General features: G+C 68.3%; 21 protein-coding genes. 18 read left to right on the top strand and 3 right to left on the bottom strand.

Features of this window, described 5'->3' with window-relative positions; translation table 11 throughout:
• The first annotated feature begins 66 nt into the window (after positions 1 to 66).
• The 11 genes from IAI54_RS01825 to IAI54_RS01775 all read left to right on the top strand — a co-directional run bounded on the left by IAI54_RS01825 (position 67) and on the right by IAI54_RS01775 (position 9,954).
• On the top strand, positions 67 to 987 hold the full coding sequence (locus tag IAI54_RS01825; RefSeq protein WP_187970736.1) for a branched-chain amino acid ABC transporter permease: 921 nt from the start codon (positions 67 to 69) through the stop codon (positions 985 to 987).
• Positions 988 to 997: 10 nt separating this feature from the next.
• The gene (locus IAI54_RS01820) at positions 998 to 1,969 is read left to right on the top strand and encodes a branched-chain amino acid ABC transporter permease (protein ID WP_187970735.1); all 972 of its coding nucleotides are present in this window, start codon (positions 998 to 1,000) and stop codon (positions 1,967 to 1,969) included.
• The gene (locus IAI54_RS01815; RefSeq protein WP_187970734.1) at positions 1,962 to 2,711 is read left to right on the top strand and encodes an ABC transporter ATP-binding protein; all 750 of its coding nucleotides are present in this window, start codon (positions 1,962 to 1,964) and stop codon (positions 2,709 to 2,711) included. Before IAI54_RS01820 ends, IAI54_RS01815 begins: the two co-directional genes overlap by 8 nt.
• A 2-nt stretch (positions 2,712 to 2,713) precedes the next feature.
• Positions 2,714 to 3,397, top strand: a complete 684-nt coding sequence (locus IAI54_RS01810; protein WP_187972974.1) for an ABC transporter ATP-binding protein — start codon at positions 2,714 to 2,716, stop codon at positions 3,395 to 3,397.
• A 15-nt stretch (positions 3,398 to 3,412) separates the two neighbouring features.
• Entirely contained in the window at positions 3,413 to 3,823 is a 411-nt protein-coding gene (locus IAI54_RS01805; protein WP_187970733.1) for a RidA family protein, read from the top strand.
• Positions 3,824 to 3,907: 84 nt separating this feature from the next.
• A complete protein-coding gene (locus IAI54_RS01800; RefSeq protein ID WP_187970732.1) occupies positions 3,908 to 5,065 on the top strand; it encodes an ATP-binding protein in 1,158 nt (385 codons plus the stop codon).
• Positions 5,066 to 5,140: 75 nt separating this feature from the next.
• Positions 5,141 to 6,013: a DMT family transporter gene (locus IAI54_RS01795; RefSeq protein WP_187970731.1), complete on the top strand. Its 873-nt coding sequence runs from the start codon at positions 5,141 to 5,143 to the stop codon at positions 6,011 to 6,013.
• Between the two features lie 153 nt (positions 6,014 to 6,166).
• Positions 6,167 to 6,949 carry an ABC transporter ATP-binding protein gene (locus IAI54_RS01790; protein WP_187970730.1) on the top strand — a complete coding sequence of 261 codons (783 nt, stop codon included), beginning with the start codon at positions 6,167 to 6,169 and terminating at the stop codon, positions 6,947 to 6,949.
• Entirely contained in the window at positions 6,949 to 7,668 is a 720-nt protein-coding gene (locus IAI54_RS01785) for an ABC transporter ATP-binding protein (RefSeq protein ID WP_187970729.1), read from the top strand. The genes IAI54_RS01790 and IAI54_RS01785 overlap by 1 nt, the downstream gene beginning before the upstream one ends.
• Positions 7,661 to 8,692, top strand: a complete 1,032-nt coding sequence (locus tag IAI54_RS01780) for a branched-chain amino acid ABC transporter permease (RefSeq protein WP_235679221.1) — start codon at positions 7,661 to 7,663, stop codon at positions 8,690 to 8,692. The genes IAI54_RS01785 and IAI54_RS01780 overlap by 8 nt, the downstream gene beginning before the upstream one ends.
• On the top strand, positions 8,689 to 9,954 hold the full coding sequence (locus IAI54_RS01775; RefSeq protein ID WP_235679220.1) for a branched-chain amino acid ABC transporter permease: 1,266 nt from the start codon (positions 8,689 to 8,691) through the stop codon (positions 9,952 to 9,954). Before IAI54_RS01780 ends, IAI54_RS01775 begins: the two co-directional genes overlap by 4 nt.
• 18 nt (positions 9,955 to 9,972) lie before the next feature.
• Here IAI54_RS01775 and IAI54_RS01770 read toward each other — a convergent pair whose 3' ends face one another.
• Complete coding sequence (locus IAI54_RS01770) at positions 9,973 to 10,341, bottom strand: iron chaperone (protein ID WP_187970728.1); 369 nt, start codon at positions 10,339 to 10,341, stop codon at positions 9,973 to 9,975.
• Between the two features lie 266 nt (positions 10,342 to 10,607).
• Between IAI54_RS01770 and IAI54_RS01765 the strand changes: the two genes are divergently transcribed.
• Together IAI54_RS01765 and IAI54_RS01760 are read left to right on the top strand one after the other, a co-directional pair.
• A complete protein-coding gene (locus IAI54_RS01765) occupies positions 10,608 to 10,940 on the top strand; it encodes a nucleotidyltransferase family protein (protein ID WP_187970727.1) in 333 nt (110 codons plus the stop codon).
• Entirely contained in the window at positions 10,937 to 11,419 is a 483-nt protein-coding gene (locus IAI54_RS01760) for a ribonuclease toxin HepT-like protein (RefSeq protein WP_187970726.1), read from the top strand. The genes IAI54_RS01765 and IAI54_RS01760 overlap by 4 nt, the downstream gene beginning before the upstream one ends.
• 85 nt (positions 11,420 to 11,504) lie before the next feature.
• On the opposite strand, the gene IAI54_RS01755 is transcribed toward IAI54_RS01760, so the two are convergent.
• On the bottom strand, positions 11,505 to 12,716 hold the full coding sequence (locus IAI54_RS01755) for an ABC transporter substrate-binding protein (protein ID WP_187970725.1): 1,212 nt from the start codon (positions 12,714 to 12,716) through the stop codon (positions 11,505 to 11,507).
• Positions 12,717 to 13,003: 287 nt separating this feature from the next.
• Here IAI54_RS01755 and aztC point away from each other — a divergent pair, with 287 nt between their 5' ends.
• Positions 13,004 to 14,029 carry a zinc ABC transporter substrate-binding protein AztC gene (aztC, locus tag IAI54_RS01750; protein ID WP_187970724.1) on the top strand — a complete coding sequence of 342 codons (1,026 nt, stop codon included), beginning with the start codon at positions 13,004 to 13,006 and terminating at the stop codon, positions 14,027 to 14,029.
• Positions 14,030 to 14,104: 75 nt separating this feature from the next.
• Here the strand turns inward: aztC and IAI54_RS01745 are convergent, their stop codons facing one another.
• The gene (locus IAI54_RS01745) at positions 14,105 to 14,566 is read right to left on the bottom strand and encodes an Lrp/AsnC family transcriptional regulator (RefSeq protein WP_187970723.1); all 462 of its coding nucleotides are present in this window, start codon (positions 14,564 to 14,566) and stop codon (positions 14,105 to 14,107) included.
• A gap of 146 nt (positions 14,567 to 14,712) precedes the next feature.
• On the opposite strand from IAI54_RS01745, the gene IAI54_RS01740 reads away from it, so the two are divergent.
• The 4 genes from IAI54_RS01740 (at position 14,713) to IAI54_RS01725 (ending at position 21,246) form a co-directional block, all read left to right on the top strand.
• A complete protein-coding gene (locus IAI54_RS01740; RefSeq protein WP_187970722.1) occupies positions 14,713 to 18,159 on the top strand; it encodes an indolepyruvate ferredoxin oxidoreductase family protein in 3,447 nt (1,148 codons plus the stop codon).
• 176 nt (positions 18,160 to 18,335) lie between these two features.
• Positions 18,336 to 19,604: an NAD(P)/FAD-dependent oxidoreductase gene (locus IAI54_RS01735; protein ID WP_187970721.1), complete on the top strand. Its 1,269-nt coding sequence runs from the start codon at positions 18,336 to 18,338 to the stop codon at positions 19,602 to 19,604.
• A gap of 64 nt (positions 19,605 to 19,668) precedes the next feature.
• Positions 19,669 to 20,643, top strand: coding sequence for a TRAP transporter substrate-binding protein (locus IAI54_RS01730; RefSeq protein WP_187972971.1), 975 nt, complete (start codon positions 19,669 to 19,671; stop codon positions 20,641 to 20,643).
• Between the two features lie 81 nt (positions 20,644 to 20,724).
• Entirely contained in the window at positions 20,725 to 21,246 is a 522-nt protein-coding gene (locus tag IAI54_RS01725; protein ID WP_187970720.1) for a TRAP transporter small permease, read from the top strand.

Raw genomic sequence — 21,246 nt, 5'->3', positions numbered from 1 at the left:
TCGGGCCACCTTCTCCCCGTGAACGGGGAGAAGGGATCGCAAATCCACCGGTCCGGGGACCGACGCTTGCAAACCGCCCTCCTCATCGAGCAGATCCTCAACGGCCTCCAGTTTGGCGTCATGCTGTTCCTGATGGCGGCCGGGCTGACGCTGATCTTCGGCGTCATGGGGCTGATCAACCTCGCGCACGGCTCGCTCTACATGGTCGGCGCCTTCGCCTGCGCGGCGGTGGCGGCCGCGACCGGTTCGTTCTGGCTCGGGCTGATCGCCAGTCTCGCGGCGGCGGCGGCGGCCGGCGCGCTGATCGAGGTCAGCGTCATCCGGCGGCTCTACGAGCGCGACCATCTCGACCAGGTGCTGGCCACCTTCGCGCTGATCCTCGTCTTTTCGGAAGGCACGCGCTGGATCTTCGGCTCGATCCCGCTCTATCTGAACATACCGCCGCTGCTCTCCGGTGCCATCCCGCTGCCCGGCGGCTCGGCCTATCCGCTCTATCGCGTGGCGATCATCGGCGTCGGCATCGCCGTGGCCATCGGCCTGCACCTGCTCATCACCCGCACGCGGCTCGGCATGCGCATCCGCGCCGGCGAGAGCGACCGCGAGATGATCGGCGCGCTCGGCGTCGACATCCGCACGCTCTACACCGTCGTCTTCGCGCTCGGCGCGGCACTGGCCGGGCTTGCCGGCGCGCTGGTCGGCGCGATCCAGTCGGTGCAGGTGGGGATGGGCGAACCGGTGCTCATCCTCGCCTTCGTCGTCATCGTCATCGGCGGCATCGGCTCGATCCACGGCGCGCTGGTGGGTGCCCTGCTCATCGGGCTGATCGATACGCTCGGCCGCTTCCTGCTGCCCGCCGCGCTCGCCGCCTTCATGGGACCGTCGGCGGCGGCCAGCATCGGCGCCTCGCTCGCTTCCATCCTGATCTACGTCTTCATGGCGCTGGTGCTGGCGATCCGCCCGCGCGGCCTGTTTGCCGCTGCCGGCTGAGGATGCGCCCGTGAGCCGCGAAACCCTGATCAGTACCGCCATCGTGCTCGCACTGCTGGCCATCCCCCTCTGGGCGACGGCGGCGGGCGAGACCTTCTACGTCACGCTCGCCACTCGCATGGCGATCCTGGCGCTGGCCGCGGTCGGCCTCAACATCGCGCTCGGCCTCGGCGGGCTCGTCTCCTTCGGCCACGCCGCCTTCTTCGGCATCGGCGGCTATGCGGCGGGCATTTTGGCCAGCCATGCGTTCAACATGGAGCCGCTTGCCTTCGGCCTGCCCGGAACCAACGCCATGCCCGTCATCTGGGGCGTGGCCATCGTGGCGTCGGGGCTCGTGGCGCTGGCGATCGGGGCCATCAGCCTCAGGACGGCCGGCGTCTACTTCATCATGATCACGCTGGCCTTCGCGCAGATGATCTTCTACTTCGCCATCTCCTGGCCGGCCTATGGCGGCGAAGACGGGCTGTCGATCTACGTCCGCAACCGCTTCCCGGGCGTCAACACGCTCGACGGGCTCAGTTTCTTCTTCATCTGCTTCGGGCTGCTCCTCGCGGGGCTGGCGCTGTTTGCGCTGCTGCGCGGTTCGCGCTTCGGCGCCGCGCTCCAGGCGGCGCGGCAGAACGAGCGGCGGCTGGCGACCGTCGGCATCGCGCCCTACCGCATCCGGCTCGCCGCCTTCGTTGTCTCGGCCATGGTGACGGGCGTCGCCGGCGCGCTGTTTGCCGACCTCAACCGCTTCGTCAGCCCGTCGATGCTGTCCTGGCACATGTCGGGCGAACTGATCGTGCTGATCATCCTCGGCGGCGTCGGGCGGCTGGCCGGCCCGGTGGCGGGCGCCATGCTCTACGTCGCGTTCGAGTATTTCCTCGGCGGGATCACCGAACGCTGGCAGCTGTTCCTCGGCCTGCTCCTGCTCACCGTCGTGCTGTTCGCGCGCGGCGGCGTCGTCGGGCTGCTGGCCGGAAAGGCACGCCATGGCTGAGCCGATCCTGCAGCTTTCCAACCTGACCAAGACCTTCGGCGCGCTGAAGGCGACGGACGACGTGTCGCTCGACCTCAGGCCCGGCGAGATCCACGCGCTGATCGGGCCGAACGGCGCCGGCAAGTCGACGCTGATCCACCAGATCGCCGGCAGCCTCAGGCCCGACACGGGCACGATCCGCTTCCTCGGCCGCGACGTCGGCGCGCTCGGCGTGCCCGAACGGGCGCGGATGGGGCTCGGGCGGACGTTCCAGATCTCGTCGCTGACGCCGGAATTTTCCGCCCTGCGCAACGTCATGCTCGCCGTCCAGGCGCGCCAGGGCACGAGCTTCCGGTTCTTCAAGCCGGTGATGCGCGACCGCTCGCTGACGGAGCCGGCGCTGGCGATGCTGGAGCGGGTCGGCCTCGCGGACCGCGCGGCCATCCCCGCCGCCGAACTCTCGCATGGCGAGCGGCGCCAGCTCGAGATCGCCATCGCGCTGGCGCTGGGCTCCAAGGCCTTCCTGCTCGACGAGCCGATGGCCGGGATGGACCCGGAAGGCTCCAAGACGCTGACCGGTTTCCTCGACCAGCTGCGCGCGGAGGCGCCGATCCTGCTCGTCGAGCACGACATGGACGCCGTCTTCGCGCTGGCCGACCGCATCTCGGTGCTGGTCTATGGCCGGGTGATCGCGACCGGCACGGTGAGCGAGATCCGCGCCGACGCCGAGGTGCGCCGCGCCTATCTGGGAGAGGAGGCGTGACCATGCTCCTCGACGTCTCCGGCATCGAGACCTTCTACGGCGCCAGCCAAGCGCTGTTCGGCGTCGATCTCACGGTCGCCGAGGGCGAGGTCGTGGCGCTGATGGGCCGCAACGGCATGGGCAAGACGACGACGATCCGCTCGATCTGCCGGCTCAACCCGCCGCGCAAGGGACGCATCGCCTTCGGCGGCCGCGACACCGCCGGCCTGCGCGCCTTCCGCGTCGCAAGGCTCGGCATCGGACTGGTGCCGGAGGGCCGCCGCTGCTTCCCCAACCTGACCGTGCGCGAGAACCTCGTCGCCGCCGCGCGGCCGGGGCAATGGACGCTGGCGCGCATCGAGAGCCTGTTCCCGCGGCTCGCCGAACGGCGCGACCAGTTCGCCTCGACGCTGTCGGGCGGCGAGCAGCAGATGCTGGCGATCGGCCGGGCGCTGATGACCAATCCGCGGCTGCTGATCCTCGACGAGGCCACGGAGGGCCTGGCCCCGGTCATCCGGCACGACATCTGGGCCTCGATCCGCACGCTGAAGGCCGAGGGCCAGTCGATCCTGGTGGTCGACAAGACCATGGCCGAACTGCTGCCGGTCGCCGACCGCTGCACCATCATCGAAAAGGGCCGCACCGCCTGGAGCGGCGTGCCGGCAGCCCTCACCGACGACATACGCGACCGCCTTCTCGGCGTCTGACTGGAGGAACCTCGAATGGCGAACACGCCCGAAACGCGGGAACTGCACCCGTCGCACTGGAAACCGGCAAAGGGCTATGCCAACGGCATGCTGGCCGAAGGACGCACCGTCTGGATCGGCGGACAGATCGGCTGGAACGGCGACCAGGAGTTCGAGACCGACGACTTCGTCGGCCAGGTGCGCCAGGCACTGGAGAACATCGCCGCCGTGCTCGCGGAAGCCGGCGCGGAGCCGCGCCACCTCGTCCGGCTGACCTGGTTCGTCACCGACAAGGCCGAGTATCTCACCCGTCTGCCGGAAATCGGCCAGGCCTACCGCGCGGTGATGGGCAAGCATTTCCCGGCCATGACCATGGTGCAGGTGGTGGCGCTGATCGAGGACCGGGCGAAGGTCGAGATCGAGGCGACGGCGGTGCTGCCGGGGTGAGGATACCGCCTCCGTTCGCCGGCCGGAGCGCCCGCACCCGCCTTTATCCTTGCAAATTTAAAATCCCGCTTTAAATTTGCAAGGATGTTACGGCGAATTCACCTCGATCGCGTTCTGGCGGCTCTAAACGGGCGCGCCGCGGTCGCCCTGCTCGGTCCACGTCAGGTCGGCAAGACGACGCTGGCCCTCGATATCGCCGAGCGCATGCCCTCCGTATACCTGGACCTGGAGCGGCCGTCCGACCTTGCGAAGATCCAGAACGCCGACCTCTACTTCGAGAGCATTCCCGACCGGCTGATCATCCTCGATGAGATCCAGCGCTTGCCGGACCTGTTTCCGGTGCTGCGCAGCCAGATCGACATCAACCGGCGTCGCGGACGCCGGACCGGTCAATTCCTCCTCCTGGGATCGGCCGGCAACGACCTGCTGCGCCAGTCGTCGGAGTCGCTTGCGGGCCGCATCGCCTATATCGACCTTCCGCCGCTCAACCTGCTCGAAGTGGGCACCGATCGCATCGACGCACTGTGGACGCGAGGCGGATTTCCTGAAGCGTTCCTCGACGCGGCGGAGAGCTTCGACTGGCGCCTCGATTTCATCCGCACCTACCTCGAAAGGGACATTCCGTCGCTGGGGCCGCGCATTGCGGCGACCACGCTTCGCCGCTTCTGGACGATGCTGGCGCATCACCAGGGACAGATCTTCAACGCCTCCAATCTCGCCGGCTCGCTGGGCGTGACCAGCCCGACGGCCGCGAGCTATCTCGACCTGATGGTGGACCTGCTCCTCGTCCGCAGGCTGCAGCCATGGTTCGCCAATGTCGGGAAGCGGCTGGTCAAGAGCCCGAAGACCTATGTCCGCGACAGCGGGATCGTCCACGCCCTGCTCGGGCTGAAGGATCTCGACGAAGTCCTTGGCCATCCGGTGGTGGGCGGCAGCTGGGAGGGCTTCGTCATCGAGAACCTCCTGGCGGTCGCCCCGAATGGCACGGAGCCTTCCTTCTACCGGACCAGTGCCGGGGCAGAGATCGACCTGCTGCTCCGCTTCGGCAAGGAACTCTGGGCGATCGAGGTGAAGCGCAGCAGCGCGCCCGCACGCACGAAGGGCTTCCACAACGCCTGCGACGACGTCAAGCCGACGGCCCGGTTCCTGGTCTATCCGGGCAGCGAGGCCTTTCCACTCCGCGACGAGGTGACGGCGCTCCCCCTCCCCGACCTCATGAACCGCCTTCGCGCGCACGGGTGATCCGGCTCCCCTGGCCCAACATCCGCCCGTCGGCGCGGGCTTGCGGCGTCGGGCGGGCTTTGCCACAGACGGGCGATGAACGATCAGGCCTCCCTTCCCAAGGCCGCGCTCTGGATGGGCGGCTGGCTCGCATTGATGCTGACCATGACGGTCGCCGGTCGCGAAGCCACGCGCGAACTCGACGTCTTCCAGATCATGGTCATGCGCTCGTCGATCGGGCTGGTGCTGCTGATGCCGCTGGTGATGATGGCGGGGGGCTTGCGGTCGCTGCGCACGACGGCCTTCGGCCAGCACGTGGGCCGCAACGTCGTCCACTATACCGGCCAGTATCTCTGGCTCTACGCGCTGACGCTCATCCCCATCGCCCAGCTGATCTCGATCGAGTTCACGATGCCGATCTGGACGGCGATCCTGGCGGCGATCTTCCTCGGCGAGCGCATCGGCTGGCGCAAGTCGGCCTCGATCGCGCTCGGCCTGGCGGGCGTGGCGATCATCGTGCGGCCTGGAGCCGACTTCAATCTCGGTCAGCTGCTCGCGCTCGCCTCGGCGGTGACCTTCGCGGTCTCGGTGATCATGGTCAAGGCGCTGACGCGGCGCGACAGCGTCACCACCATCATCTTCTGGATGCTGGTCATCCAGTCGGTGCTGGGGCTCGTTCCCGCGCTCATGGTCTGGAAGACGCCGTCGGCGCAGGACTGGCCCTGGATCGTGCTCGTCGCCTTCTGCGGCTCCTTCTCCCACTACTGCATGGCGCGCGCCATGGTGCATGCCGAGGCGACGATCGTCGTGCCGATGGACTTCCTGCGGGTGCCGCTCGCCGCCGTCGTCGGCTATCTCGTCTATGCCGAGGCGATCGACGTCTTCACCGCGCTCGGGGCCGGGATGATCCTGTTCGGCAACATGCTGAACCTGAAGCGGGGCGGGACGGCGCGCATTCCCGCCAAATGACGCGCGGGACGTGGGGATAAGCCGCGAAAGCGGGCCTTCCGGCCGGCTTTTCCTTGTCAAGCGCCGCCGGGCCAGTCTATCACCGGGCGCATCCGGGACGATGAGAACAGGCGCAGCAAGCGCCGCGCCCGGCAAAGGGAGTCCGGCGGGCGCATGCCGACCATCATCGACGTAAAGGACGTGTCGAAGCGCTTCGGCAACGTGCTGGCGGTCGACCATTGCTCGCTGTCGGTCGAGAAGGGCTCGATCACCGGGCTGATCGGTCCGAACGGTGCGGGCAAGACGACGCTGTTCAACATGGTGGCAGGCGCGTTTGCGCCCTCGTCCGGCCGGATCCTGCTCGACGGGCAGGACGTGACCGGACTGAAGGCGCACGAACTGTTCGGCCGCGGCCTGCTGCGCACCTTCCAGATCGCGCAGGATTTTTCCAACATGACGGCGATCGAGAACCTGATGATGGTTCCTGCCGACCAGTCGGGTGAGAGCCTGTTCTCGGCCTGCTTCCGCCGCGGCGCCGTGATGGCGCAGGAGGCCGAGGTGCGGCGCCGCGCCGAGGAGGTGATCGAGATCATCCGCCTCGGCCACGTGAAGAACGAGCGGGCGGGCAATCTCTCGGGCGGGCAGAAGAAGCTGCTGGAACTCGGCCGCGTGATGATGGCGAAGCCGCGCGTCGTTCTGCTAGACGAGATCGCGGCGGGCGTCAACCGCACGCTGCTCAACGACCTCGCCGCGGTGGTGCAGCGCCTCAACCGCGAGGAGGGCCTGACCTTCTTCGTCATCGAGCACGACATGGACCTGATCGCCCGGCTCTGCGACCCGGTCATCGTGATGGCGGCCGGCAGCGTGATGATGCAGGGGCCGATGGCGCAGATCCGCAACGATCCGGAAGTGATCGAGGCCTATTTCGGCGGCGCGCCGGCCGCGGAGTCACGCTGATGCCGCTGCTCGAGATGACGAACATCCATGGCGGCTATGGCGGCGCCAACATCCTCAACGGCGTGTCGATCGCCATCGATGCCGACCAGATCGGCGTCATCGTCGGCCCCAACGGCGCCGGCAAGTCGACGACGCTGAAGGCGCTGTTCGGGCTGCTCAAGGTCGGCGAAGGCAGCGTGGTCTTCGACGGCAGGACGGTCACCAACATGGCGCCGGAGAAGCTGGTGCTGGAAGGGCTGTCCTACGTGCCGCAGGAGTTCAACGTGTTTCCGACCATGTCGGTGGAGGAGAATCTTGAAATGGGCGCCTATGTGCGGCGCGATTCCTTCCGGCACCTGATCGACCAGGTCTACGGCTTCTTCCCGCCGCTGAAGGACAAGCGTCGCCAGCCGGCGGGCGAACTGTCGGGCGGGCAGCGCCAGATGGTGGCGATCGGCCGGGCCCTGATGACCGAACCGCGGCTCCTGCTGCTGGACGAGCCGACGGCGGGGCTGTCGCCGCGCTACATGGGCGAGATCTTCGATCGGATCGTCGCGGTCAACAGGGCCGGGGTCGGCATCCTGATGGTGGAACAGAACGCCCGTCAGGCGCTGGCGCTGGCGCATCGCGGCTTCGTCCTGGCCGGCGGCCGCAACCGCTTCACCGGCACCGGCGCGGAACTGCTCGCCGATCCCGAGGTGGCGAAGAGCTTTCTGGGCGGAGGAGCCGACCATGCCTGAGGCCGGCCTGCTCACGATCCTGCCGATGAACGAGATCGTGTTCTTCCTGAACAAGGTCGTCATCGCCGGGCTGATCATCGGCTCGGTCTATGCGCTCGGCGCCGTCGGCGTGACGCTGATCTTCGGCATCCTGCGCTTCGCGCATTTCCCGCATGGCGACATGATGACGGCCGGCGCCTTCGTGGCGCTGGTGCTTTTGTGGATGTTCCCCGGCGCGGGTGCCGCGGTCGGGCTGCCGACGGCCTTCGTGCTGATGCCGATCGCCATGGCCGTCACCGCGCTCTTCGCCGTCGGGCTCGACCGGACCTTCTACCGGCCGATGCGCAAGGCAGGTGTCAAGCCGGTGGTGATGGTGATGACCTCGATCGGCGTCATGCTGATGATGCAGGGGCTGCTGCGGCTCTTCGCCGGCACCGGCACGCGCCAGCTCTATGTCGACACCGACGCCAAGGACATCTACCGCATCCCGCTCGGCGGCCGCGACCTCGTGATCACCGAGCCGCAGCTGCTGCTCTTCGCCACCACGATCGTCGCGGTGGTGGCACTGCACCTGTTCCTCACCCGCTCGCGCATGGGCAAGGCGATGCGCGCGGTCTCCGACAATCCGGATCTCGCGCGCGTCTCGGGCATATCGATCGACCATGTGGTGCGTACCACCTGGCTGATCGCGGGTGCGCTGGCGGCGGCCGGCGGCACGCTGCTCGCGCTCGACGTGACGCTGAAGCCGGACCTCTCCTACAACATCATCCTGCCGATCTTCGCGGCCGCCATCGTCGGCGGTGTGGGCCAGCCCTATGGCGCGATCGCCGGCGGGCTGCTCGTCGGCTTCAGCGAGACGCTGGCGGTGTTCAACTGGTCGGTGCTGCTGCGGCCGCTGCGGCCCTACCTGCCCGAATTCATCGAGATCCCGGCCAAGCTCGCCTTCGTGCCGACGGAATACAAGATCGTCGTGCCCTTCTTCATCCTGGTCGCGGTGCTGATCTGGCGGCCGACCGGCATCTTCAGAGGGAGGGTCAACACGTGAGTCCGTCGCTGCGCGAAGCCGGCCTCTTCGCCGGCCTGGCCCTCCTCGTCGCCGGCATCTTCGCCTGGCTCGGCGCCGCCTATGGCGTGCGCATGCTGGCGGAAGCCGCCTGCTATGCCATCATCGCCCTCGGGCTGACCATCCAGTGGGGCTATGCGGGCCTGTTCAACGTCGGCCTGATGGGCTTCGTGGCGATCGCCGCCTTCACGACGGTGCTGGTCTCCTTCCCGGTCAACGACGCCTTCTGGCAGGGCGACGGCCCGGTGATGCTCGGGCAGGCGGCGCTGACGCTGGCGATCGGCGTCGCCGTGACGATCCTGTTGTCGCGCTCGACCCGGATCGGCATGCCGAAGGGCCTGCGCACGGCGCTGACGCTCATCGCCGCCGCGATCACCTATCTGGCGGTGCAGGGACAGCTCGATCCGGCGGCGACGCTGATCGAGCGGGAAGCGGGCTTCGTCGGGGGGCTCGGCCTGCCTGTCTGGATGGGTTGGGTGGCCGGCGGCGTCGTCGCAGGGCTGCTCGGCTGGGCGATGGGCCGCATCACGCTCGGCCTCAGGGCCGACTACATGGCGATCGCCACGCTCGGCATCGCCGAGATCGTCAAGGCCTTCCTCAAGAATGCCGACTGGCTGACGCGCGGCACGCTCACCGTCTCGCCCCTGCCCTGGCCGGTGCCGACGCCGCAGGAACTCGGTTTCGTCGCCTCGCGCTCGGCCTATCTGGCGGTGACCGCCGTGATGATCGTCGTGCTCTACGTGCTGCTCGAACGCGCGTGGCATTCCCCCTGGGGCCGGATGATGCGGGCGATCCGCGACAACGAGGTCTCGGCCGCCGCCATGGGCAAGGACATCAACCGGCGCCGGCTGGAGATGTTCGTCGTCGGCAATTTCATCATCGGGCTAGGCGGCGCGGCGCTGATCACCTTCACGACGATCTTCGATCCCTCCTCCTTCGCGCCGCTGAACCATACCTTCCTGATCTGGGTGATGGTGATCCTCGGCGGTGCCGGCAACAATCTCGGCGCGATCTTCGGGGCGCTGCTGGTCTACGTCATCTGGATCATGTCGGAGCCGGTCGCGCTCTTCCTGTTCACCAGCGCGGAGGCCTGGGGCGAAAAGCTGTTCGGCTGGCAGGCGCCCGACGATCTCTACACGCGCGCCCTGCAGATGCGCGTCTTCGTCATCGGCCTGACCATCACGCTGGTGCTGCGCTTCGCCCCGAAGGGTCTGCTGCCCGAAAAGGTCATGCGGTACGACTGACGCCGTGGGGAGCCGGCCTCAGGCCGGCTCGCGCTCGCGGCGCAGACGCGCGACCTGCGCGGCGACGATCATCTCGACGACGTCGAAGGGAACGTTGCCGTCGAGCGGGAAGCGGACCGTGTCCTTCCAGTCCCGCCAGGGCCCGACCTTCTCCTCGAACTCGGCCGAGCCGCGATGGATCGGATAGAGGCCGACATGCTTCTTCCACGCCGCATAGTAGACGATGCTCGCGCCGTCGAGCAGCGCGGTGGGCATGCCATAGCGGATCGCCTCCTGCGCACCGGGCGCCGCTTCGGCGATGAGTTGCCGGATCCTGCCCATGATCGAGCGTGAAAGTTCCGGAAGCGATTCAAGGTAAGTGTCTACGGAATCGAACGTCTCTGCCATGCTCATGCCCCGATCACGGTGGCCGGATCATAAGCAGGCTTCCGACGGAACGTCCATCGGATCGTTGCACCGGACGGGTTTCGCAGCGGCATCGCTGCAAGGCTGCAACGGTCGGTGGGACCGGGGCCGCGGCGATCACGCCGCTGCCGCATTTCGCGCCGGAAGGGCTGCTGGCGAAGAAGGTGGTGACGTGGCGTCGAAGGTGGTCGCTTGCAGCGACTGCCCTGCTCGACTATTTTTTGGTCGGGAGTACCGCAGGAACCATCATGTCCAGCATCGTCACGGTTCCGGAGCGCAAGGCCAGAGAGACGGAGCGTCGTCGGCAGGCGGCCGCTGCGGTCATTGAGGATCTGCGGGATTTCGTCAGATCGCACGGCGGCCGGTTCTACGTGTTCGGCTCGGTTGCCGAAGACAGGCTCCGCTACGACAGCGACGTGGACATCCTCATCGACGTGCCTCCAGCCTTCGAACGTGCGGCATGGGAACAGGCGGAACAGGCCGGGCGACGCCACCGCATCGCCGTCGACATCCTGACGACGGCTTTCGCCTCGCCGGCATTCGTCGATCGCGTGAAATCGTCCGCGATCGTGATCGCATGAGCGACGCACGCTGGTCGGACGTCGGAGCCGCCTGTCAGTCCGCGGTGCTGCATTTCCGAAATTCGCTCGAACTCTACTGGCGCGGCGGCTTCGATGCGCCGGGTCTCGAAGGCTACATGCCTTCGATGGCCATGATGCATGCCATGCAGGCAGGACACACGTCGGCGGAAGCCGCGCTCAAGCGCATCCTAGACATTCTCGGCGAGGAGCGGCCGACCGGAGAGGACTGGCACGAAACGCTGATCCTGAGGCTGGCACGGCCGATGGAGGGCAGCCGCGAACGGCCGGCCGTCCTTTCGCGTGAGACTGCGGCGGCGCTCCAGGAGACGCGCCGCTTCCGCCACATCGCTGCGCACGGCTACGACCGCTTCGATCCGGGTCTCGCGGCGCCATCCATACGGGCGGCGAGACACATCGCAGACGAGATGGAGGCCGAAATCAAACGGTTCAGAGAGATCGTCGATCCCGACCGCGGTTGACGACCTTCGACAGGATCGCACCCCCCAAAGGAAAGGCCCGGGCGGTCTCCCGCCCGGGCCTTTCGCGTTATTCGCAGGCCAGGCCTTACTTGACCTCGCCGACTTCCTTGAAGCCCTTGCCTTCGACGACCATCTCGATGATGACGCCCGGCACGTCGCCGGCCTCGTCGAACTCCTGGGCGCCCGAGGCGCCCTCGTAGTTGATGTCCTTGCCTTCGGCGAGGAGCTTCTTGGCCTTCTCCCACTCGCCCGGATAGATCGCCTCGCCCGGCGCGCTCGCCACTTCGCGCAGCGCCGCGCTGAGGCCCTCGCGGCCGGCCGAGCCGTTCTTCTGGATCGCCAGCGCGAGCAGGAAGGCGGCGTCGTAGGCCTGCGGGCCGAAGGAGGCGTTGGGATCGATGCCGCCGGCCTTGGCGAGGTCGGCATAGAGCGCGGTGCCCGGGGTTTCGGCGCGGCCGATCTTGGTGCCGATGAAGCCGTCGAGCTTGCCCTCGCCGACCGCGGTGACGAGGCTGTCGCCGACCATGCCGTCGCCGCCGGCAAAATTGGCGAAGTCGCCGCTTTCCAGCGCCTGGCGCACGATGGTCTGGCCGGAACCGTCGACATAGGCGAGCACGACCAGCATGTCGGCGCCGGACGAGGCGAGCGAGCCGATCTCGGCGCGGTAGTCGGCCTTGCCGTCCTCATGCGCCTCATTGGCCGCCACGGTGCCGCCGAGCGCCTCGAAGGACGACTTCAGCGCGTCGGCATAGCCCTTGCCGTAGTCGTTGTTGACGTAGGTGACCGCGATGGTGTCGTGGCCCTTGGCCTTCAGGATCTTGGCCAGCACCTCGCCCGAATAGGCGTCGGACGGCGTGGTGCGGAACAGGAGGTCGTTGTCGGCCACGGCGGTGACGGCCGGCGAGGTCGCCGAAGGCGACACGATGACGACGTTGCCGGGGATGGCCGCGCTGTTGGCCGCCGCGATCGTCTCGCCCGAGCAGAGCGGGCCGACCAGCGCGGTCACCTTCTCGGCGTTGACCATGCGGTCGGCGGCGTTGGAGGCGGCGGTGGCGTCGATGCAGGTGGAATCGGCCGAGACGATCGACAGCTGTCCGTCGAGGATGCCGCCCTGGGTGTTGACATGGGCGACCGCCAGCTTGGCGGCGTCGAAGATCGGCGGCACGAGGCTCTCGATCGGACCGGTGAAGCCGCCGAGGAAGCCGAGCTTGACGTCCTCGGCCTGCGCGGCACCGGCTGCGACGAGCGCCGTCGTCGCGACGGTCGCGGCGATCAGGCTGCGAAACGCGTTACGCATGAAGAATCTCTCCCAAAAATGTCCGTGATTGTCTGTCCGTGCACCGGACCGCCGTTCCCGCGCGCCGGACGTGCGGCGGAAACCGTGGCGCGATATTGGAAGGGCGGGTTCTATTTGTAAAGCGCAACCGGGCTCCGCAGGTGCGTCGCGGCAGCCGCGAAAGCGGGAGAAGGCCCTCCGGACCCATTGACGAATGTAATAACATTACCGTATGTCGAACGTGCCGGATCGGTCCGCTCTCCTCCCGCGACCGGGCGGCTCCGGCGCGGTCTGACAAGGAGCCTGACATGCGTTCATTCCTGCTTGCCCTCACGGGCTCTGTCTTCTTCTCCCCGGCGATGCTCTCGGGCGCGGCGGCCGAGCCGCTCAAGGTGGTCGCCAGCTTTTCCATCATCGGCGACCTTGCCCGCAACGTCGGCGGCGACCGCATCGAACTGACCACGCTCGTCGGGCCGAACGGCGACGCCCACGTCTACGAGCCGCGCCCAGCCGATGCCGCGGCCGTCGCGCGCGCCGATCTGGTGCTGATCAACGGGCTGCATTTCGAGGGCTTCCTGGCGCGCCTCACCGAGGCCAGCGGCAAGGATGTGCCGGTGGTCGAACTGACGCGCGGGGTGACGCCGATCGCCATGGACGAGGACGGCCACCATCACGAGGACGAGGCCAAGACAAAGGCCGACGACCACGGGCACGACCATGCCGAAGGCGAGCACGACCATGCGACGGAAGCGGCCGGCGGGCATGACCATGACGAGGAAGGGCATGGGCACCACCACGAAGGCGGCGTCGACCCGCATGCCTTCCAGTCGGTGCCGAACGTGAAGATCTACGTCGCCAACATCGCCGACGCCTTCTGCGACCACGATGCGGCGGGCTGCGACGGCTACCGCCAGAACGCCGCCGCCTACACGGCCAAGCTCGACGCGCTCGACGCCGAGATCCGCGCCGCCGTCGACGCGATTCCTCAGGACAAGCGCACGCTGATCACCTCGCACGACGCCTTCGGCTATCTCGCGGCCACCTACGGCCTCACCTTCCTGGCGCCGGAAGGCATTTCCACCGAGGCCGAAGCCTCGGCCACCGACGTCGCCGCTCTGATCCGCCAGATCCGCGAGGACAAGGCCTCGGCCGTCTTCGTCGAGAACATCACCAACACGCGCCTGATCGAGCAGATCGCCAGCGAGACCAATCTGAAGATCGGCGGCACGCTCTATTCCGACGCGCTGTCCGATCCGGACGGCCCGGCCGGCACCTATATCGGCATGATGCGCCACAACATCGAGACCATCGCCGGCGCCATCGCCGGCAGCTGAACGGCCTCCGCAACCTCGGGGCGGTCCGCGATGCGGCCGCCCCTTTTTTTGCGCGGTCCCGCCGGGCACGCAGCCTCACAGCGCGATCGCCGTCTCCTGCTTGATCTCCTTCAGGACGAGGTTGGTGCGGACGGTGGCCACCCCGGGCAGGCGGAACAGGAAGCGCTCGAGGAAGTCGTTGTAGGCGGAAAGGTCGGCGCAGACGACGCGCAGGTGATAGTCCGCCTCGCCGGTGGTGGCCTGGCAGCCGAGCACCTCCGGTCGGCGCCGCACCTCGGCGATGAAGGTCTCGACGTTGCGCTCGTCGTGGCGCGTCAGGGTGACGTGGACGATGGCATGGAAGGTCATTCCGACGCGCACCGGATCGACGATGGCGCAGTAGCGGCGGATGATGCCGGCCTCCTCCAGCGCCTTCACCCGCCGCCAGCAGGCCGAGGCCGACATTCCGGCGAGGTCGGCGAGCTGCTGGTTCGACAGGCGGCCGTCCGCCTGCAGGGCGTTGAGGATGCGCCGGTCCGCGTCGCCGATCCCGTCCATGCTGCAGGCCCTTTCCCGAACGATCCTACCGTCTCGATACGGTGTAGCGGCAGAACTTTCCAGAGGGGAGCCGTCCGGAGGCGATTGCGGTGACTTTTTCCGGCGTTCGGCGGGTAGAATGTCCGGGATACCCAATGGGAGGTCCCATGACGGCACACGACCCCATCCGCGACCTGTCCCGCTATCGCCTGCAGGACCGTTACACGCAGCCCGCGGGCCGCGTCTTCATGACGGGCACGCAGGCGCTGGTGCGCATCGTTCTCGACCAGGCGCGCCGCGACCGCGCCGCCGGGCGGAACACGGCCGGTTTCGTCTCGGGCTATCGCGGTTCGCCGCTCGGCGGGCTCGACCTGGAGCTCTGGCGGTCGAAGACGCTGGTGGAGGAGAACCGGATCGAGTTCCTGCCGGCCGTCAACGAGGATCTGGCGGCCACCGCCGTGCTCGGCTCCCAGCAGGTCGAGACCGACCCGCACCGCACCGTCGATGGCGTGTTCGCCCTGTGGTACGGCAAGGGTCCCGGCGTCGACCGCGCCGGCGACGCGCTGAAGCACGGCAATGCCTACGGCTCCTCGCCGCAGGGCGGCGTGCTCGTCGTTGCGGGCGACGACCATGGCTGCGTCTCGTCCTCCATGCCGCACCAGTCCGACGTCGCCTTCATGGCCTGGTTCATGCCGACGCTGAACCCGGCGAGCGTGGCCGAATACCTCGCCTTCGGCGAATGGGGCTACGCGCTGTCGCGCTTCTCCGGCATGTGGGTCGGCTTCAAGACGATTTCCGAGACGGTCGAATCCGCCGCCTCGGTCGAGCTGTCGCCCGACCGCGCCTTCGCCGCGCCAGACTTTGCGCCGCCGCCGGGCGGGCTTCACTATCGCTGGCCGGACCTGCCCGGCCCGCAGATCGAGGAGCGCATGGAGGCCAAGAAGCAGGCCGTCCTCGCCTTCGCCGAGGCCAATCCGATCGACCGACGCATCCACGACGTGACGGATGCCCGGTTCGGCATCGTCACCACCGGCAAGGGCCATCTCGACCTGATGGAGGCGCTCAGGCTTCTGGGAATCGGCGCGGCGGAATGCCGTCGCTTCGGCATCGACGTCTACAAGGTCGGCATGGTGTGGCCGCTGGCGCGGCGCGATGCGCTCGACTTCGTGCGGGGCAAGGAGGAGGTGCTGGTCGTCGAGGAGAAGCGCGGCATCGTCGAGAGCCAGCTGAAGGAATATTTCTACGACTGGCCCGGCCACAAGCCGCGCGTGATGGTGGGCAAGCGCGACGAAGCGGGCGAGCGGCTGGTGCCGTGGACGGGCGAGCTGTCGCCGCGGCTGCTCGTGCCGATCCTGGCGAAACGGCTCGAAGGCCTGTTCCCCGGCCGCGGCTTCGCGGAACGGGCGGCGCGCATCGCACGCGAAACGGCGCCGACGATCAGCGTGCCCGGCGCGACTCGCACGCCCTATTTCTGCTCGGGCTGCCCGCACAACACCTCGACCAAGGTGCCCGAGGGCTCGAAGGCGCTGGCCGGCATCGGCTGCCACTTCATGGCGAGCTGGATGGACCGCGAGACGACGTCGCTGATCCAGATGGGCGGCGAAGGTGTGAACTGGGCCGCGTCCTCGCGCTTCACCGGCAGGGGCCACGTGTTCCAGAACCTCGGCGAAGGCACCTGGTATCATTCGGGCTCGATGGCGATCCGACAGGCGGTCGCGGCGGGCGCCAACATCACCTACAAGATCCTCTACAACGACGCGGTGGCGATGACCGGCGGCCAGCCGGTCGACGGGCCGGTGTCGGTGCAGGCGATCGCCCAGTCGGTGCGGGCGGAGGGCGTGGAGCGCATCGCGCTCGTCTCCGACGCACCGGAGAAATTCCAGCCGGGCGACTTCCCGGCGGCCACCACGATCCACCACCGCCGCGATCTCGACGCCGTGCAGCGCGAGCTGCGCGGGATCCCCGGCGTCACGGCGCTGATCTACGAACAGACCTGCGCCACCGAGAAGCGGCGGCGGCGCAAGCGCGGCACAATGGAGGACCCGAAGACCTTCGCGGTGATCAACGAACTCGTCTGCGAGGGCTGCGGCGACTGCTCGGTGGAGTCGAACTGCCTGTCGGTGGAGCCGGTGGAGACCGAATTCGGCACCAAGCGGCGCATCAACCAGTCGTCCTGCAACAAGGACATGTCCTGCCTCAACGGCTTCTGCCCGAGCTTCGTGACTGTGGGAGGCGCCACGCGCCGGAAGCAGACCGGCGTCGGGATCGACGTTTCGGCGGTAGCCGCAGCCCTGCCCGCGCCGGACCTGCCGTCGCTCGAAAAGCCCTTCGACCTTCTGATCACCGGCGTCGGCGGCACAGGCGTCGTCACCGTGGGGCAGCTGATCACCATGGCGGCGCATCTGGAGGCGAAGGGCGCGACGGTGCTCGACTTCACGGGCTTTGCCCAGAAGTTCGGGCCGGTGCTCTCCTTCGTGCGGCTCGCCCGCAGTCCCGACGCGCTGCACCAGGTGCGCATCGACGCCTGCTCGGCCGACGCGCTGATCGGCTGCGACGTCGTCGTGTCGTCCTCGCCCAAGGCCTCGGCCACCTACCGGCCGGGCATGAAGGCCGCGGTCAATCTGGCGAAGATGCCGACCGGCGACATCGTGCGGCGGCGCGACGCGGACCTCGCCGTCGACCGCCGGATCGCCGCCATCGCCAGCGTGACCGGACCGGAGGCGCTGACGACGGTCGACGCCAACCATCTGTCGGAAAAGCTCTTCGGCGACAGCGTCTTCGCCAATGTGATGATGCTCGGCTTCGCCTGGCAGCAGGGGCTGGTGCCGGTGTCGCTGGAAGCGCTGCGGCAGGCGATCGAACTGAACGGCGTGGCGACCGAGGCGAACCACCGCGCCTTCCTCGCCGGCCGCATCGCGCAGGCCATGCCGGAGCGGCTGGAGGACGTGCTGGCGCCGAAGACGCGTGCGAAGGAGACGCTCGAGCAGATCGTCGCTCGCCGCGAGGCCTTCCTGACCGACTATCAGGACGCCCGCTACGCCGCGCGCTATCGCCGGACGGTCGACCGCGTGCGCCGGCTCGAGCGCGAGATCGGCGGCGAGGCGCTGACGCAGGCGGTGGCGCGGTCGCTGTTCAAGCTGATGGCCTACAAGGACGAGTACGAGGTGGCGCGGCTGCACACGCAGGCGGGCTTTGCGGAGCGGCTTGCGCAGGAGTTCGAGGACGGGTTCCGCATCGCCCACCACCTCGCTCCGCCGCTGCTGCCGACCGGGCACGATGCCCGCGGGCGGCCGCTGAAGCGCGCCTTCGGACCGTGGATCCGGATACCCTTCAAGGCCCTCGCCCGATTGAAGCGGCTGCGTGGCACCCCGTTCGACCCCTTCGGCGACACGGCGGAGCGGCGCATGGAGCGGGAGCTGATCGGCTGGTACGAGGCCAAGGTCGACGCGGCACTGGACCGGCTCACGCGCGACAACCACGCCCGCCTCGCGGAGGCGCTCGCCCTGCCGATGCAGATCCGCGGCTACGGACCCGTGAAGGAAGAGGCCGCGGTGCGGGTGCGGGCCGAGATGGAGCGGATGCTGCCGAGCGAACCGAGGGCGTTGCGGCGGTGATTCCGCATCGCCGTGCAAGCCCCTGACATCGCGTCATCTTCCGTCCATTCCGGAGGCGTCGGATTGACTTCTCCGGCCAGCGTCGACACTCGATATCGAGACTTCGCAGATAAAACGTTGACAATTTGTCATCGTGTGACAGGATCGTGATCAGCAAGGCTGACGCAGGGAACCGCATGGATCCGATCGGATCGAGCACCGGCACGAAACGGCCGATCGTGGTGATCGGCGCCGGCATCGTCGGCGTCTCGACCGCCATCTGGCTGCAGCGCGACGGCCAGGAGGTCGTCCTGATCGATCGCGGCGAACCGGGATCGGGCACCAGCTACGGCAATGGCGGCGTGCTGGCTTCCGCCTCCGTCGTGCCCGTCACCGTGCCCGGCCTGCTTGCGCGGGCGCCGCGGATGCTTCTCAGCCCCGACCAGCCGCTGTTCCTGAAATGGTCCTACCTGCCCAGGCTCCTGCCCTGGCTGCGCCGCTATCTCGCGCATTGCACGCCGGAGGCGGTGAACCGCATCGCCGACGCGCTGCTGCCGATCGTCGGCGACAGCCTGGCCGACCACCAGGCCCTGGCAGCCGGCACCGGCGCGGAGCGCTGGCTGCGCCCCTCCGACTATGTCTACATCTACCGGGACCGGGCCCACTACGAGGGTGACGCCTTCGGCTGGGGCATCCGCAGGGAGCGGGGCATCGCCTGGGACGAGATCGAGGGCGAGGCGCTGCGCGCCTACGATCCGGCGCTGTCGCCATCGCTCGGCTTCGCGGCGAGGTTCCCGAACCACGGCACGATCACCGATCCCGGCCGCTACGTCCAGGACCTCGCCGCCCATGTCGTGGCCTCCGGCGGACGGCTGGTGAAGACGGAGGTCACCGGCATCGTGCGCGAGAACGGGACGGTGACCGGCGTGCGCGCGGGCGGCGAGACGATCGCCTGCGCGGCCGCGGTGATCGCCACAGGCGTCTGGTCGAAGCGGCTCTGCGCGACGCTCGGGCTCGACGTTCCGCTCGAAAGCGAGCGCGGCTACCATGTCGAGCTCTTCGGCCCGTCGGTGGCGCCGCGCAATCCGATGATGATCGCTTCCGGCAAATTCGTGATGACGCCGATGGACGGGCGGCTGCGGCTGGCGGGCATCGTGGAGTTCGGCGGGCTGGACGCGCCGGCCTCGCGCGCGCCCTTCGACCTCCTGATGAAGAACGTGAAGGCTGCCCTGCCCGGCCTGACCTTCAGGGAGAAGAGCGAGTGGATGGGGCATCGGCCGGCGCCGGCGGATTCCATCCCGGTCATCGGCGAGGTGCCCGGCGCCCGCGGCGCCTATCTCGGCTTCGGCCACCATCATGTCGGGCTGACCGGCGGTCCGAAGACCGGCCGCATCCTGGCGCAACTCGTTTCGGGGCGAACCCCGAACATTGACCTTGCACCCTATGCGCCTTCGCGCTTCCAATAGGACAGGGACAGACGACCACAGGGAACTTCATCCAGCAACCACAACAATGGGAGACAAGACCATGATGAAGAGCTTCAGGACGCTGCTTGCCGCCACCGCCCTTTCCGGCATGGCCGCCAATGCCGCCACGGCCGAAACCTGGGACATGCCGATGGCGTACCCGGCCACCAACTTCCACTCGGAGAACGCGACCACCTTCACCGCCTGCGTGAAAGACGCCACCGGCGGGGCGCTCGACATCGTCACCCATCCGGGCGGCTCGCTGTTCTCCGGCGCCGACATCAAGCGGGCCGTGCAGACCGGCCAGGCGCCGATCGGCGAGCGGCTGCTGTCGGCCCATGCCAACGAGAACCCGCTGTTCGGGGTCGATTCCATTCCCTTCCTCGCCACCTCCTTCGCCGACTCCAAGAAGCTCTGGGAGGCGGCACTGCCGCAGCTGGAGAAGGTGCTGGCCGACCAGAACCTGGTCTACGTCTATTCGGTGCCGTGGCCGCCGCAGGGCATCTACGCCAAGAAGGACCTGAATTCGGTGGCCGACATGGCCGGCATCAAGTTCCGCGCCTACAACGCCGCCACCGCCCGCATCGCGGAACTGGCCGGCATGGCGCCGGTGCAGATCGAGGCGGCCGAGCTCAGCCAGGCACTGGCCACAGGCGTGGCGGAGGCCTTCATCTCGTCGGGCTCCACCGGCGTCGATTCCAAGGTCTGGGAGAGCCTGACGCATTTCTACGACGTGCAGGCCTGGCTGCCGCGCAACGTGATCGTGGCCAACAAGGAGGCCTTCGAGGCGCTGGACGAGGCCACCCGCAAGGCCGTGATGGATTGCGGCGCAGCCGCAGCCGAGCGCGGCGCGACGAAGTCGGAGGAGCTGACCGCCGGCTACCTGAAGACGCTGGCCGACAACGGCATGAAGGTCGCCGGCCCGAGCGACCAGCTGCGCTCCGACCTCGCCGCCTTCGGCGCGACCATGACGGACGAATGGGTGAAGGCCGCCGGCGACGACGGCAAGGCCATCATCGACGCCTACAAGGCGAAGTAACCGCCCGCGGGTTCCCATGACGCGATCCGGCCCCGCTTGCGGGCGCTGGCCGGATCGCCCCTTATCAACCGGGGTACCGACATGGCTTCCGCAATCCGCCGCGCGCTCGACGCGGTCTACGATCTTGCCGCCATGCTCGCGGCGCTTTGCCTGGTGCTCATCCTGGCGGTCATCGTTCTCCAGATGGCCTCGCGCTGGACGGGCATCCCGTTTCACGGCTCCTCCGAATATGCCGGCTACCTGATGGCCGCGGCGTCGTTCCTCGCCTTCGCGCATGCGCTGAACCACGGCGCGCACATCCGCGTCAGCCTGCTGCTCGGCGCGCTCGGCCGCTACCGCCGCTGGGGCGAGCTCTGGGGCCTGGCGGTCGGCACGGCGGCCAGCGCCTATCTCGCCTGGTACGCGGTGCGCACGGTGCATCTGTCGATCCGCTTCAACGACATCAGCCAGGGCCAGGACGCGACGCCGATCTGGATCCCGCAGCTGCCGATGGCGGCCGGCGCGATCCTGCTGGCGGTGTGCTTCGCCGACAATCTGGTTACCCTCATCGCCCGCGGCCGCGACAACATCCGCGCCTCGGCGATCGAAGACGCGGCGGAGTAG

This window comes from Aquibium microcysteis, assembly GCF_014495845.1.
Taxonomy (GTDB): Bacteria; Pseudomonadota; Alphaproteobacteria; order Rhizobiales; family Rhizobiaceae; genus Aquibium; species Aquibium microcysteis.
Note: the sequence above shows the minus strand (reverse complement) of the source record. Positions and strands in the feature narration are given on the sequence as shown.

Coding starts and splice junctions, on each gene's coding strand:
- IAI54_RS01755 (WP_187970725.1), bottom strand. CDS start 12,716: ATGCGTAACGCGTTTCGCAGCCTGATCGCCGCGACCGTCGCGACGACG.
- IAI54_RS01805 (WP_187970733.1), top strand. CDS start 3,413: ATGGCGAACACGCCCGAAACGCGGGAACTGCACCCGTCGCACTGGAAA.
- aztC (WP_187970724.1), top strand. CDS start 13,004: ATGCGTTCATTCCTGCTTGCCCTCACGGGCTCTGTCTTCTTCTCCCCG.
- IAI54_RS01815 (WP_187970734.1), top strand. CDS start 1,962: ATGGCTGAGCCGATCCTGCAGCTTTCCAACCTGACCAAGACCTTCGGC.
- IAI54_RS01810 (WP_187972974.1), top strand. CDS start 2,714: ATGCTCCTCGACGTCTCCGGCATCGAGACCTTCTACGGCGCCAGCCAA.
- IAI54_RS01725 (WP_187970720.1), top strand. CDS start 20,725: ATGGCTTCCGCAATCCGCCGCGCGCTCGACGCGGTCTACGATCTTGCC.
- IAI54_RS01795 (WP_187970731.1), top strand. CDS start 5,141: ATGAACGATCAGGCCTCCCTTCCCAAGGCCGCGCTCTGGATGGGCGGC.
- IAI54_RS01765 (WP_187970727.1), top strand. CDS start 10,608: ATGTCCAGCATCGTCACGGTTCCGGAGCGCAAGGCCAGAGAGACGGAG.
- IAI54_RS01790 (WP_187970730.1), top strand. CDS start 6,167: ATGCCGACCATCATCGACGTAAAGGACGTGTCGAAGCGCTTCGGCAAC.
- IAI54_RS01800 (WP_187970732.1), top strand. CDS start 3,908: ATGTTACGGCGAATTCACCTCGATCGCGTTCTGGCGGCTCTAAACGGG.
- IAI54_RS01760 (WP_187970726.1), top strand. CDS start 10,937: ATGAGCGACGCACGCTGGTCGGACGTCGGAGCCGCCTGTCAGTCCGCG.
- IAI54_RS01730 (WP_187972971.1), top strand. CDS start 19,669: ATGAAGAGCTTCAGGACGCTGCTTGCCGCCACCGCCCTTTCCGGCATG.
- IAI54_RS01785 (WP_187970729.1), top strand. CDS start 6,949: ATGCCGCTGCTCGAGATGACGAACATCCATGGCGGCTATGGCGGCGCC.
- IAI54_RS01780 (WP_235679221.1), top strand. CDS start 7,661: ATGCCTGAGGCCGGCCTGCTCACGATCCTGCCGATGAACGAGATCGTG.
- IAI54_RS01770 (WP_187970728.1), bottom strand. CDS start 10,341: ATGGCAGAGACGTTCGATTCCGTAGACACTTACCTTGAATCGCTTCCG.
- IAI54_RS01735 (WP_187970721.1), top strand. CDS start 18,336: ATGGATCCGATCGGATCGAGCACCGGCACGAAACGGCCGATCGTGGTG.
- IAI54_RS01740 (WP_187970722.1), top strand. CDS start 14,713: ATGACGGCACACGACCCCATCCGCGACCTGTCCCGCTATCGCCTGCAG.
- IAI54_RS01745 (WP_187970723.1), bottom strand. CDS start 14,566: ATGGACGGGATCGGCGACGCGGACCGGCGCATCCTCAACGCCCTGCAG.